General features: G+C 62.2%; 12 protein-coding genes. 7 read left to right on the forward strand and 5 right to left on the reverse strand.

Annotated elements, in window-relative coordinates:
- The first annotated feature begins 95 nt into the window (after positions 1–95).
- Together ACKUUH_RS06515 and ACKUUH_RS06520 are read left to right on the forward strand one after the other, a co-directional pair.
- Positions 96–1,388 (forward strand): MFS transporter, encoded by a 1,293-nt coding sequence (locus tag ACKUUH_RS06515; RefSeq protein ID WP_407949074.1) that lies wholly within the window; start codon positions 96–98, stop codon positions 1,386–1,388.
- 72 nt (positions 1,389–1,460) lie between these two features.
- A complete protein-coding gene (locus tag ACKUUH_RS06520; RefSeq protein ID WP_407949075.1) occupies positions 1,461–2,504 on the forward strand; it encodes an HpcH/HpaI aldolase/citrate lyase family protein in 1,044 nt (347 codons plus the stop codon).
- A 6-nt stretch (positions 2,505–2,510) separates the two neighbouring features.
- Here the strand turns inward: ACKUUH_RS06520 and ACKUUH_RS06525 are convergent, their stop codons facing one another.
- Positions 2,511–3,614 carry an NADH:flavin oxidoreductase gene (locus ACKUUH_RS06525; RefSeq protein WP_407949076.1) on the reverse strand — a complete coding sequence of 368 codons (1,104 nt, stop codon included), beginning with the start codon at positions 3,612–3,614 and terminating at the stop codon, positions 2,511–2,513.
- Positions 3,615–3,772: 158 nt separating this feature from the next.
- On the opposite strand from ACKUUH_RS06525, the gene hspQ reads away from it, so the two are divergent.
- Together hspQ and ACKUUH_RS06535 are read left to right on the forward strand one after the other, a co-directional pair.
- Entirely contained in the window at positions 3,773–4,105 is a 333-nt protein-coding gene (gene hspQ / locus ACKUUH_RS06530) for a heat shock protein HspQ (protein ID WP_407949077.1), read from the forward strand.
- A gap of 74 nt (positions 4,106–4,179) precedes the next feature.
- Positions 4,180–4,902 (forward strand): acyltransferase, encoded by a 723-nt coding sequence (locus tag ACKUUH_RS06535; protein WP_407949078.1) that lies wholly within the window; start codon positions 4,180–4,182, stop codon positions 4,900–4,902.
- Positions 4,903–4,906: 4 nt separating this feature from the next.
- Here ACKUUH_RS06535 and ACKUUH_RS06540 read toward each other — a convergent pair whose 3' ends face one another.
- A complete protein-coding gene (locus tag ACKUUH_RS06540; protein WP_407949079.1) occupies positions 4,907–5,458 on the reverse strand; it encodes an invasion associated locus B family protein in 552 nt (183 codons plus the stop codon).
- Between the two features lie 184 nt (positions 5,459–5,642).
- Here ACKUUH_RS06540 and ACKUUH_RS06545 point away from each other — a divergent pair, with 184 nt between their 5' ends.
- The 3 genes from ACKUUH_RS06545 (at position 5,643) to ACKUUH_RS06555 (ending at position 10,164) form a co-directional block, all read left to right on the forward strand.
- Positions 5,643–7,454, forward strand: a complete 1,812-nt coding sequence (locus tag ACKUUH_RS06545; RefSeq protein ID WP_407949080.1) for an extracellular solute-binding protein — start codon at positions 5,643–5,645, stop codon at positions 7,452–7,454.
- A 91-nt stretch (positions 7,455–7,545) separates the two neighbouring features.
- Positions 7,546–8,469, forward strand: a complete 924-nt coding sequence (locus tag ACKUUH_RS06550) for an NAD(P)H-dependent flavin oxidoreductase (RefSeq protein ID WP_407949081.1) — start codon at positions 7,546–7,548, stop codon at positions 8,467–8,469.
- A 33-nt stretch (positions 8,470–8,502) separates the two neighbouring features.
- Entirely contained in the window at positions 8,503–10,164 is a 1,662-nt protein-coding gene (locus ACKUUH_RS06555; protein WP_407949082.1) for a class I adenylate-forming enzyme family protein, read from the forward strand.
- 3 nt (positions 10,165–10,167) lie between these two features.
- Here the strand turns inward: ACKUUH_RS06555 and ACKUUH_RS06560 are convergent, their stop codons facing one another.
- From ACKUUH_RS06560 to ACKUUH_RS06570, 3 genes are all read right to left on the reverse strand, one after another.
- The gene (locus ACKUUH_RS06560) at positions 10,168–10,761 is read right to left on the reverse strand and encodes a VOC family protein (RefSeq protein WP_407949083.1); all 594 of its coding nucleotides are present in this window, start codon (positions 10,759–10,761) and stop codon (positions 10,168–10,170) included.
- Positions 10,762–10,831: 70 nt separating this feature from the next.
- Positions 10,832–11,590 (reverse strand): histidine phosphatase family protein, encoded by a 759-nt coding sequence (locus ACKUUH_RS06565; protein WP_407949084.1) that lies wholly within the window; start codon positions 11,588–11,590, stop codon positions 10,832–10,834.
- A complete protein-coding gene (locus tag ACKUUH_RS06570; protein ID WP_407949085.1) occupies positions 11,587–12,717 on the reverse strand; it encodes a CaiB/BaiF CoA transferase family protein in 1,131 nt (376 codons plus the stop codon). Before ACKUUH_RS06570 ends, ACKUUH_RS06565 begins: the two co-directional genes overlap by 4 nt.
- Positions 12,718–12,847 lie beyond the last annotated feature (130 nt).

The raw sequence follows: 12,847 nt of genomic DNA on the forward strand, positions 1-12,847 counted from the left end.
GCGCGGCTCTGGAAAATCTGCTTGGGTGCCTTGGCCGAAAGGGCTATCTAGGTCCCATTGAGCCATTCAACGAACTGTCTGTCGGAGCCCTGAAAATGGATGCTGGCCCGGAGCCAGAAAGCCCGCGCGCTCCGGCTCGCGGCCCGATCTTCTACGGCTGGTATATCGTCGGCACGGTCTTCGTCATCCATACCGTGTCCTGCGGATTGATCTTCTACAATCTGTCGATCTTCCTGAAGGCTTTCGTCGCGGAAGCAGGCTTCTCCGTATCCGCAACGTCCAACGCAACCGCTCTCTTCTTCATTTCGTCCGGATTTGCCGGCCTTGCCGTTGGCTGGCTGCTGGACCGGTACGACCCTCGCTGGATCGTGACCTTCGGTGCGCTTCTCTCGGCCGCCGTCCTCGCAACCGCAGGTCATGTCGGCGAGCTGTGGCAGCTATATGGCTTCTACGCGCTTTTTGGGATTGGCAATGCCGCCGTCGCTGTCATCCCGGGCATGACAATCGTTGCGCGCTGGTTCACAAGGCAGAGGTCGAAGGCAATAGCCTATGCGTCGACCGGGCTTTCGCTCGGCGGCATCGTCTTTACGCCGATTTCCGCAACACTGGTTGAAAGATACGGTCTCGGTGAAGCCGCGTACTGGCTGGCAATCGTTCTCGTGCTCGGCGTCGTACCGATTGCACTGATCATGCTGCGCCGGAGCCCCGAGGCGATCGGTCTCGCACCGGACGGCGATCCGCCGCAGCGCAAGGCGGATGGCAGCATCATGCCGCCTGACGGCGTTGCTTTCGAGGCCGCGCTCCGCAGCCGCTTCTTCATTCTCTGCACGACTGCCTTTGTGTTCTCCATGATGGCGCAGGTCGGCTCTCTGGCACATCAGTTCCGCCTCGTGGCAACGCGCACCGGCGATGATCATGTCGCGGCCCTCGCCGTCTCGATCATGGCGGCCTCAAGTATCGCCGGGCGCCTCATCGGCGGCTCGCTCCTTTCGCGCATCGCATCGAAGCACTATCTCTATGCCATCTATGTGCTGCAGGGTGTTTCCTTCCTCGCCTTCGCCTTCGCAGAAGGCGTTGTGGCGCTTTTCATCGTCTCCGCGATGTTCGGGGCGACGGTCGGCAACATGCAGATGATGCAACCGCTGATCATGGCCGAAGCATTCGGATTGAAGGCCTACGCGCGGATCCTTTCCGTGGCGCAGATGATTACGACCTGCGCGAATGCGGCAGGTCCTGCCCTGCTCGGCTTCCTCTACGCAACGACAGGTGGCTATCAGATGTCATATCTCGCGATCACGGTGTCGTCGGTGTTGGGGTTCGCGAGCCTCTATGCCGCGGGGCCGGTCAGGGCGCTGATCGACGCGGAGGAGAAGGACCTACGTCCCTGAAATGGCTCATGGATTTCATGTTGCACCGCCGCTAGACTGCGCCCCACCCTCACTTATCCCTCACGGATTGTCATGAAACTGCCATCGAACTTTTACAAACCGCTCGCGATCGGCGCTCCGGACCCCTATCGAGAACTCCCGGTGGCTCTCGAACGGATGATCCACTTTTTCCCCGGCCATAACGAAAAGGTCCGGGCGCGGGTCGGCGACATGATCCCGCAGGTGGACGTGCTGCTCGGCAACCTCGAGGACGCGATCCCGGCCGACCAGAAGGAGGCCGCGCGCAGGGGCGTGATCGAGGTTGGCAAGGCGCATGAATTCGGTTCGACGGGATTCTGGGTGCGGATCAATCCTCTCAATAGCCCGTGGATGCTCGACGACGTCATGGAACTCGTGGCCGAGATCGGCGACAAGCTCGACGTCATCATGCTGCCCAAGGTGGAAGGCGCCTGGGACATCCACTATCTCGACCAGCTTCTCGCCCAGCTCGAAGCCAGGCATGGGCTCAAGAAGCCGCTCCTCATCCATGCGATCCTCGAAACGGCGCAGGGCGTGAAGAATGTCGAGGATATTGCCAGCGCATCGCCGCGCATGCACGGCATGAGCCTCGGGCCTGCCGACCTCGCGGCGTCGCGCAAGATGAAGACCACCCGTGTCGGCGGCGGCCATCCCTTCTACCGCGTGCTCGAAGACCCCAGGGAAGACGGCAGCCCGCGCGTCGCCGCACAGCAGGATCTCTGGCATTACACCTTTGCCAAGATGGTCGATGCCTGCGTCGCTAACGACATCAGGCCCTTCTACGGTCCCTTTGGCGACATTCAGGATCTGGATGCCTGCGAGCAACAGTTCCGCAATGCGTTCCTGATGGGATGCGTCGGCGCCTGGTCGCTGCACCCGAACCAGATCGCAATTGCCAAGCGCGTCTTCAGTCCCGATGCGGATGAAGTGATCTTCGCCAGGAAAATCCTCGACGCCATGCCGGATGGCACCGGCGTCGCCATGATCGACGGCAAGATGCAGGACGACGCCACCTGGAAACAGGCGAAGGTGATTGTAGACCTGGCGAGGAAGGTTGCGGAAAAAGATCCCGACCTCGCCAAGGCCTACGGCTTCTGATCTGCCTTACGACAACGTCGCGAGCGCGGCGGGGTTGAACGCCATGAGCTTGTCGAACGCGCCCTGATGCACCTTCTGCGCCCATGCGGGATCGACGAGGAGCGCGCGGCCGACGCCGACGAGATCGAACTCGCCCTTCTCCAGCCGGTCCAGAAGCTCGTCGATGCCCGTCGCCTCCGAGCTCTCGCCGCCGAAGGAAGCGATGAACTCGCCGGACAGACTGACGCTGCCGACCGTGATGCTGGGCTTGCCGGTGAGCTTCTTCGTCCAGCCCGCGAGGTTGAGGTCCGATCCCTCGAACTCGGGCTCCCAGAAACGGCGCTGCGAGCAATGAAAGGCGTCGACGCCCGCGTCGGACAGCGGCTTGAGGAAAGCTGCGAGTTCGTCCGGCGTCGTGGCGAGCTTCGCCGTGTAATCCTGTTGCTTCCACTGCGAGAAGCGCAGGATCAGCGGGAAGTCCTTGCCGGCTTCGCGGCGGATCGCCTCGACGATCTCGACGCCGAAGCGCGTACGCGCAACGAGATCGCCACCATATTCGTCCTCGCGCTGGTTGGTGCCTTCCCAGAAGAACTGGTCGATGAGATAGCCATGAGCGCCATGAACTTCGACGCCGTCGAAACCGACCTTGCGAGCATCGGCTGCCGCGCGGCCAAAGGCTTCGATCGTGTCCTTGATCTCCTGCTTCGTCATCGGCTCGGAACGCTTCTTCCCCGGCGCCACGAGGCCCGAGGGGCCGTGGCTCGGCAACCCCGGATTGGTTGCCTTTTCGGGGTTGCGCGTCATCCCCACATGCCAGATCTGAGGCATGATCTTGCCGCCCACGGCGTGCACTTCCTCGACCACACGCTTCCAGCCTTTGAGAGCCTCTTCGCCCCAGAACTGCGGCACGGCGGGATCGCCCGTCGCGACCGGCGAATTGACCGTCGTTCCCTCAGTGATGATGAGGCCGCATTCAGCTTCGGCGCGCCGGCGATAATAGGCGGCGACTTCCGGGCCGGGGATGCCGGCTGGCGATTTCGAACGCGTCATGGGCGCCATGACGACGCGATTGGGCAACTCGAGCCCGTTGAGTATAAAGGGCTCGAACAAGGGGGCCACGGAACGGCTCATGGATTTTTCCTCGAGTGGGTGAGATTTCGATAGCCGCCATATGGGGCATTTGTTCCCGAATGGCAATGCTGCGTCGCAACTCCCTGTTATGCCAATGGTTTTTCCCGGCGGGGCCAAGCTGTTACAGTCACGTATGTTTCGAGAAACGGAAGCCGGCCATGCAAGTTAACCGGGAAGCAAAGTTCAGGATCGGACAGGTCGTCCGGCACAGGTTTTATCCCTTCCGGGGCGTGATCTTCGACGTCGATCCGACTTTCAACAATACCGAGGAATGGTGGCAGTCGATTCCCGAGGAAGTCCGGCCGCGCAAGGACCAGCCCTACTATCACCTGCTGGCCGAGAACTCGGACACGGAATACGTCGCCTATGTTTCCGAACAGAACCTGCTGCCGGATGAGTCGGGCGAGCCCGTGCGCCATCCCCAGGTGCAGGAACTCTTCGGTCCGATGAAGGACGGCTTCTATTCGGTCCGCGCAAAATCCGCGCACTGATTCCCTCCAGAACCGTGCTAGATCGTTTTCCGGACGGGTGCGCGAAGACACACGGCGGTTAGAGGGGCAGCAGATTGCGGCGAGACAGACGAACCTATCTGATCCGCAGGATCGTGGACGGCTGGAACAGGTTCTATGTGAACCGCTTTATCGTACCGGCCTTCGATTCTGTGGGCCCGGGCATGGACGTGTCGAGCCCGCGCAACATAGAGATATGGGGCGCCGGGATCAGGGCAGGCAGCCATCTTCATCTGCACGCCTCCCATGGCAGTCTCGTACGTCTCGCGACGTGGCGCACCGGCGAGCGCGAGGGTCGCATCGTCATCGGAGACTGCGTGCTCATCAGCCCAGGAACGCACATCGTCGCATCCGAGGAAATCGTCATCGGCAGCGACACGATGATTGCGAGTAACTGCTACATCTCGGATTCGGACTGGCACGACACTTACGATCGCACGGCCGAACTCGACAAGCACAAGCCGATCAGGATTGGCGAGAATGTATGGCTGGGTGTGCGCGTGATCGTGGGCAAAGGCGTCACGATCGGCGAGAACAGCATCATTGGCGCCGGTGCCGTGGTCACACAGGATATTCCCGCCAACTGTATCGCTGCCGGTAATCCGGCTCGCGTCGTGCGAGAGCTCGATCCGGCGCGCGAATTCAGGAGACGTTCGTCGCTGTTCCGGGACCTGGAAGTGCTCGAGCGCGATATGGACAATCTGATGCGCTATATCCTGCGGGAGAACACGACTCTCGGATGGCTCCGGAGCGTGTTCTCGCCGTCACGGACTGATTGATCCGTCAGGATTTCGGTACAGGTACCGCCGCAATCGCCTTGGAGACGCCGTCGAGCTTTACCGGCACATTCACGTCGCCCTTCCCCACGAGCCGGAAGGCAATCTTCATCTCAGTACCGTTCTTGATTGCGTCGAGCCGCTCCTTGGTCAGGAGTATCTCGGTCTGGCAACCGCCCGGCAGGCAATACAGGAACTGCTGGCTGAACTTTTCCTTGTCGTCCACGTTCCAACCTATGCCCGCCGGAAGAAAGGTTCCGAGCGGCGTGATGGCGAACATGAACAGATCCTGCTTACCGTCTTCGTTGACGTCTTTGGGACTGTAGCCGATCCCGACATAGGCGATGGGTTGTTTGTCTTCGCCGATCCGAACATCGACAAAGGCGTGGCACTGCTCGGCACCAGCCTCGTTCTTTTCGCAGCGGGTGCTCCAGGTGCCGAAATTTTTGGTGTTTGCCTCGGGCTGGGTGCCTGCGCTCTGTGCACTGGCCGGGACGAGACCGGCTCCAGCGATGAAAGCCGCGGCAGCGACGCCGGAAAGCAAGCGTCGAAGTAGCATGATTGAAATCCTTTCGGGAGCTGAGCAAAGCATTTCTGCCGGCCGCGATCGCGACCTGCATTGAGCGGTACCCTCGCATTTCGGCATAAAGAAGGCACAGGGAATCTTTGAAGAATCGGCGGATTTGCTTAACTCTGGCGGTCTTAACCACGTCCGGTCACGCACCGGAAAGCGGAAGGCGCCGATGAACTTCCTTTTGACGCCGGGAAGAGGCTTGTCTGTGGCCCTTGTAGCCTTGGCCGTTCTGTTCTGTGGAGCTCTTCCGGCCGCGGGAGCCAGCCATGCAATCGCCATGCATGGCGATCCTCTCTACCCGCCGGATTTTGCGCATTTCAGCTACGTCAACCCCGAGGCACCCAAAGGCGGCTCCATCGTTTTCGGCGCGACCGGTTCCTTCGACAGCCTAAACCCCTTCATCGTGCGCGGCACCGCCGCCATCGGTTTGCGCGAGCATGTGTTCGAGAGCCTGCTGGCGCGCGGCTACGACGAACCGTTTACGTTGTACGGTTTGCTGGCCGAGACGGTCGAGATGCCGGACGACAGAAGCTCCGTCACCTTTTCGCTCAACCCGAAGGCACATTTCTCGGATGGCAAGCCCGTCACGGCCGACGACGTGATCTATTCGCTCGAAGCGCTGAGGGGCAAGGGGCGGCCGAACTACAAGACCTATTATTCGAAGGTCGAGAAGATCGAGAAACTTGGGCCGCGCAAGGTCAGGTTCGTCTTCGGAGCGGAACGGGACCGGGAAATCCCGCTCATTCTGGGCCTCATGCCGATCATTCCGAAGCACATATACGAGAAGCGCGACTTCGGCGATGCGGGTTTCGACACGCCGATCGGAAGTGGCCCCTATTTCGTCGAGAACCTGCAGCCTGGCTCCCGCATCGTCTATCGCCGCGACCCGGACTACTGGGGCGCCGCGCTCCCGGTGAATGTCGGACAGAACAACATCGACCGGCTCACCTACGAGTATTTTCGTGATGCGAATGCATCCTTCGAGGCCTTCAAGACCGGCATCTACCATGCTCGTCCCGAAGACGACCCGGGCCGCTGGACGACGGGATATGATTTCCCTGCCCTGCGGGCCGGAAAGGTGCGCAAGGAAATCTTCGAAAGCGGTATGCCTTCAGGCATGTACGCCCTCGTCTTCAATACGCGGCGGCCCGTCTTCGCCGATCGCCGCGTACGCGAGGCGCTCATTCAGCTTTTCAACTTCGAATGGGTGAACAGGAACCTCTATTACAGCGCCTATGTCAGGACGCAGAGCTTCTTCGACAATTCCGAACTCGGGTCGCATGGACGTAAAGCGACGGCACGCGAACGCGCGCTGCTCGCGCCCTTTCCAGGAGCGGTTACCCCGGACATCATGGCGAATGGCTGGCAGGCTCCCAATGGCGACCCGGCGGGCCAAGACCGCGAGAACCGCATGCGCGCTGTGGCGCTGCTGCGTGAGGCGGGTTTTGAAGTCCGGGACGGACGCATGACGAACGCAGAAACCGGAAGGCCGCTTACCTTCGAAATACTGGTTGCGACACCCGCCGAGGAACGCCTCGCCCTCACCTATGCACGAATGGCGAAGCGCGTTGGTGTGGAGGCTGCGGTGCGTAACGTCGATCCGAGCCAGTATCAGGAGCGGCGCAGCAACTATCAGTACGACATGATTTTCAACAGCTGGTTTTCATCCCTGTCGCCAGGCAACGAACAGAGTTTCTACTGGGGTTCGGAGGCTGCGGATGTTCCGGGGACGCGAAATTACATGGGGGTGAAGGAGCCCGCGGTAGACGCAATGATTGTCGCGATGCTGGAAGCGCGGAGCCGCGAGGAGTTCATTGCAGCGGTGCGGGCAATGGACCGGGTTCTTCTCTCCGGCGCCTACATGATTCCCCTCTTCCATCAGCCCGATCAATGGCTCGCCTTGTGGAAGAAGGTAAAGATTCCGGAACGGACGTCGCTCTACGGATACCGCAGCAGCACCTGGTGGATCGAAGAAAAATAGTTGGCAGGGCGAGCCTCAGCATGAAGTTCTGACGCATGCGGGCCCCTCTCCTGCTATCCTCGTCAAAAAGAGGATTCGGGGGAAGATGCCAATGGAGGACCGGATCGGAAAGTGGCGGGAGCGCCTGAAGCTGCCGCTCGTCGCCGCGCCCATGTTTCTGATTTCCGGACCGGAGCTTGTGCTCGCCGCATGCAGGGAGGGTGTTATCGGCACCTTCCCGACACCGAACGCGCGCACCGTCGCCGATCTCGATGAATGGCTCGACCGGATTACGTCCGGACTGACGGCCAAGGACGCGCCATGGGCGGCGAATGTCGTCGTCCATCGGTCCAACGCACGGCTCGACGAAGATCTCGACCTCGTCGTCCGCTACAAGGCACCGCTCGTCATCACGGCGCTTGGCAGCCCCCACGCCATCGTGGAGCGGGTGCATGCCTATGGCGGCAAGGTCTTCGCGGATGTGAACTCCGTTGCATTCGCACGGAAGGCCGCGGCGGCGGGGGTCGACGGACTGGTTCTGGTGGCGGCAGGTGCAGGTGGTCATACGGGGCAGATGACCGGGTTTTCCTTTGTGCCGGCGGTTCGCGAATTCTTCGAGGGGCCGCTTATTCTCGGCGGCGGCATCAGCGATGGTGCGGGCATCCGGGCGGCAGAAGTGCTCGGCGCCGATCTCGCTTACATGGGCACGCGCTTCATCGCCTGCGAGGAAAGCCTCGCCGTTCCCGCCTATCGCGACATGCTGGTGGCATCCACGGTCGATGATCTTATCCTCACCCGCGCGATCACGGGCGTTGCCGCCAACTGGCTGAAGCCGAGCATAGCGAACGCCGGCATGGACCTCGATGCGATGGAGAAGAACCCGGACATCGATTTCACCGATCCGCAATCGGGCGCAAAGCGCTGGGCTCAGGTCTGGTCGGCGGGGCACGGCGTCGGTCTGATCGACCGCACGGAAACGGTGACGAGCCTCGTTGCGCGGCTGAAACGGGAATACGAGGCGGCGAAGCGCAGATAGGAACGGTCAGGTGGGCTTTGGGAGGAGCGGCGCATGATCCTGGTTTCGAAAGACGAGATCGCAAAGCAGACCAGCGCGGGCTGGTGGGGCAAGGAAACGATCGATGTCCGGTTTCGCGCCAACGCGGCAGCGACGCCGGACCGGCTTGCCGTCGCCGATCCGCCGAACCGGGAAGAAATCGACGGAGCCGCCCCCCGCCGCCTCACTTATGGCGAACTCGCAAGAGAGGCGGACCGCATCGCAACCGGTTTCCTCGACGCGGGACTTCGCAAGGGCGACATCCTCGCCGTTCAGCTCCCGAATACGACGGACCTCGTTGCGATCTACCTCGCGGCCTGGCGGATCGGGCTCGTCGTGACCCCCTTTCCCGTGCAGTGGCGCGCGCATGAGCTCGGCGACGTGCTGGCCTTCGTGGACGCGAAGGCAGCATTCACCGCGCGAACGATCCGCGGCAACGATCACGGCACGATGTTCGGGACACTGAAGGCAAAGCTCCCGTCCCTTGCGCATGTCTTCATTGCCGGTGAGACCGATTGGCCGGAAGCCGATGCCGCGCGGCTCGACGGCCTTCCGGAAAACGACGCGAACGAGGCCGCAACGGTCTGCTGGACGTCGGGCACCGAAGCGCGGCCGAAAGGCGTTCCCCGCAGCCACAATCACTGGATGATCGCCGGTATCGCCTGCGCGGATGCTGCTCGTCTCCGGCCCGGCGACGCGGTGCTGAACCCCTTTCCGCTCGTCAACATGGCCGCCATCGGCGGCTGCTTCATGCCCTGGCTGCTGACGGGCGGCACGCTCGTGCAGCACCACCCTTTCGATCTGCCCGTCTTCCTCAGGCAGCTTGTCGGCGAGAGGATCGCCTACACGGTTGCACCGCCCGCCGTCCTCACCATGCTGCTCAAGGAAGAGAAGCTGATGGCGAGCCTCGACTTCTCCGCCGTGCGCAGCATTGGCTCCGGCTCGGCGCCGCTCTCGCCATGGATGGTCAAGGTCTGGCAGGAGCAGTACGGGCTTCCCATCGTCAACATCTTCGGCTCGAACGAGGGCACATGCCTCATCTCGGGTGCGGATGATGTGCCCGACCCGGAAGAACGGGCGCAGTTCTTCCCGCGTTTCGGCGTCAATGGGTTCGACTGGCCCGCGAAGATCGCGACGGCCATCGAAACGAAGCTGGTGGACTTGCAGACAGGTGAGGAAATCGTGGAGGCCGGACGCCCCGGCGAATTGCTCATCAAGGGCGCAACGGTCTTCGCTGGTTATTTCCGCGCGGGAGACGGCGGCGGACCTGCCGATGCGATCGACAGGGACGGGTTCTTCCACACTGGCGATGTCTTCGAGATCGCGGGACCCGGCAATCGTTACTACCGCTTCGTCGAACGGGCGAAGGACATCATCATCCGTGGCGGCATGAACATTTCGCCGGGCGAGATCGACGGACTGCTCGCGGGCCTTCCAAAGATCAAGGAGGCAGCCGTCGTCGGCTATGCGGACCCGGTGATGGGCGAGCGCATCTGCGCCGTCGCCGTGCCCGCGGAGGGAGAGAGCGTGACACTCGACGATATCCGCGCGCATCTCATGAAGTCGGACATTGCCGCCTACAAGCTGCCCGAACGGCTGGAACTCGCCGAAGCTCTGCCCCGCAATCCGCTTGGCAAAGTGCTTCGGCGCGAACTTCGCGCGATGATCGGCGGTTGAAACTCAGTCCGCCGCGTTCAGGAGCTTCAATCGCGCCTTCTTCAGCGCGCGGGTCTTCTCTGTCCATTCGCGAATGGCCTGCGCCACACGGCCGCCTTCGGCTTGCATGATCTCGTCATGCTTCGCATCGCGCACGGTGATTTCGCAGGCAAGCCCGTTCGGATCGAAGAAGTAGATCGAGTGGCAGAAGTGATGGTCGATGGGACCGAAAACCGGAACTTTCGCTTCCTTGAGCCGGGCGATGAAATCGTCGAGCTCCGCGCGCGTCGTAACCTCGAAGGCGAAGTGATAGTCCTCGATACCGTCCTTCATGCGGAAGACCGCATCGTCGGCACTTCCCGGCTCGTCGAAGAAAGCAATGAACTTGCCATCTCCCATCTCGAAGAAGAGATGCATGAAGGGCCGGTCCTTGCCGCCCGGATCGCGGTCGAAGGCAAGTGCCGCCGCGGGCTTGAGGCCCAGGAGGTCGACATAGAATTTTCGTGTCTCGTCGGCATCGCGGCAGCGATAGGCGATGTGATGAAACCCCGTGATCTTCGGCGCGGGTGTTTTCGCGTCACCGATATGGGCGACAGTGCCGAGAAGCTCGTTACTCATCCTCTCCTCCCAGAAAGACGAACGGCCTGATGGAAAGGCTAGGCCCCGGCGCTTCGAAAAGCCAGAGGCGCTAGCGCGGCTGGATGGAGAAGATCGCTTCCAGGCTCGTCATGTTCATCCCGTGCTTCACATAATTGTACGGTGTGACATTGACGGATTTTATGAGGGCTCGTTCGATTTCCGTGCCCACGCGGCCGTCGGCGGCGGGGACCATGTCGAAGTCGATGACGTTGATGCAGGCAGGGTCCTGCTCAAAGGCACGGACGGCGCCGAGCGCCCGCTCGACCGAGCAGCCGGTGGCGGCCCAGCCGAGAACCAGCCGGTTGATGCCCTCATGGGCGGCAATCAGCATTGTATGCCAGCCGGGCTCCGCGAGGAGCCGCTCGACCGCCGAGACGGTGCGGCGGAGCGCATCGGCGAAGACTTCGCCGCCCTCGAGCATGGTCGCGCCCGGCTCCCCCGCCATGTCGAAGTGATAGGCCATCTTCGCGGCGAGTTCCGCACGGCTCGAAATCTTGCCGAAGCTGCCGCCGTGAATTTCGACGAGATCAGGCTCTTCTTCAAGGAAGGGCACCTTGCCCTCCTGCGCCGCGAGGACATGTTCGGCCGTCTGCCTTGTCCGTGGGACGCCGGAGCAAACGGCACGGTCGAGAACGACATGGGAGAGCGCCTGTCCAGCGGCCTTCGCCTGCTCCTCACCGAGCGGCGTCAGGGGCACGACTTTCGTGTCGCCCCCGGCAGCCCTGATCTCCGGCCCGAAATAGTCGACATGGCCGTGGCGCATCAAGTAGATGCGCCGCCGCCCTGTCGTGCCGGGAAGCGCGCTCAAATCGCTTCCGCTTTCTTGAGGCCCGCGACATCGCCGTCGGAGAAGCCCCAGTCCTTCAACGCGCTTTCGGTGTGTTCGCCGATGGTGGGCGCGGGGCCTTGAATCTTCGATTCCGTGCGCGAGAAGCGCGGCGCGATATTGGGCTGCGCCACGCCGTCGATCTCGACGATGGTCTGGCGCGCCTTGTTATGCGGATGGTCGATCGCTTCCTTGATCGACAGAACCGGCGCGAAGCAGATGTCGGTGCCTTCCATGATCTCGCACCATTCGTCGCGCGTCTTTGTCTTGAAGACCTCCGCGATCTTCTTCTTCATGGCGGGCCATTGCGCGCGGTCCATCTGCGCATCCCAGAGGCCGTCGGTGAGGCCCGCCTTCTCGCGCAGGATGGCGTAGAACTGCGGCTCAATGGAGCCGATGGAAATCCATTGCCCGTCCTTCGTCTCGTAGGTGTCGTAGAAATGCGCGCCGCCATCGAGCATGTTCGTGCCATGCGGCTCCTGCCACATGCCGGACGCCGTGAAGCCATAGAACATGGCCATGAGCGAGGTCGCGCCATCCGTCATGGCGGCATCGACGACCTGGCCCTTGCCGCTGCGCTGCGCTTCCACGAGCGCGGCCAGCATGCCCATCGCCAGGTAGAGCGCGCCACCACCGAAGTCGCCGACGAGGTTCAGAGGCGGAACGGGCTTCTCGCCCGGACGGCCGATGGCGTGCAGCGCGCCGGTGAGCGAGATGTAGTTGATGTCGTGGCCGGCGGCATTCGCCAGCGGGCCGGTCTGGCCCCAGCCAGTCATGCGGCCGTAAACGAGCTTCGGATTGCGCTTGAGGCAGACATCGGGCCCAAGGCCGAGCCGCTCCATAACGCCTGGACGGAAACCTTCCTGCAGGATGTCTGCCTTTTCGATCAACTTGAGGCACGCCTCGACCGACTCGGGTTTCTTGAGGTCGAGCGCGACCGAGCGGCGGCCACGCGATCCGATGTCGTATTTGGAGCCGCCGCGCGCGCCCTTGCGGTCGATACGGATAATGTCGGCGCCCATGTCCGAAAGCAGCATGGCGCAGAACGGGCCCGGACCGATGCCCGCAAATTCGACGATCCTGATACCGCTAAGGGGTCCGCTTCCCATCTCTTCGCTCCCGTTAAGTCAGCCATTGCATGGCGTTGCTGTTCGTTGCCAGATTTGTACAGCTTGCCGGATGGCACGTAAACGCCGGGAGGCCAGCTTCCGATCTGACGCAGCGTCCCGCTTGCGCCCG

This window comes from Parvibaculum sp. (assembly GCF_045863935.1).
GTDB lineage: Bacteria > Pseudomonadota > Alphaproteobacteria > Parvibaculales > Parvibaculaceae > Parvibaculum.